1 protein-coding gene is annotated in these 240 nt (G+C 72.1%); it reads left to right on the top strand.

What is annotated here, in order from left to right:
- Positions 1-40 precede the first annotated feature (40 nt).
- Positions 41-240, top strand: a 200-nt coding sequence (locus tag AC0IYH_RS33705) for a hypothetical protein (RefSeq protein ID WP_471838803.1), incomplete at its 3' end; no start/stop codon positions are given.

The following is a 240-nucleotide window of genomic DNA, read 5'->3' as shown; positions in this document are numbered from 1 at the left end:
GAACCTCTTCGTCCGGGCTGAGGAGCCGCTGGCGCGCGCGATGACCCAGGCCGCGGACCCGCGCACCGGCCGCCGCGCGATCACCGCACTGAACCAGCTCCAGACCGTCCGGGCCTTCATCGCCGGCCGCGGCGTCGTCGCCTTCCTCGATCTCGCCATCTTGCCCGTCGCGCTGCCGGTGCTGCTGTGCCTCGGCGTGTGGCTGGCGATCGCGTGGCTTGTCACGGTGAGCGTCATGAC

Source organism: Pseudomonas sp. AC463 (assembly GCF_979253585.1).
This window is presented reverse-complemented; position numbering and strand designations above follow the sequence as displayed.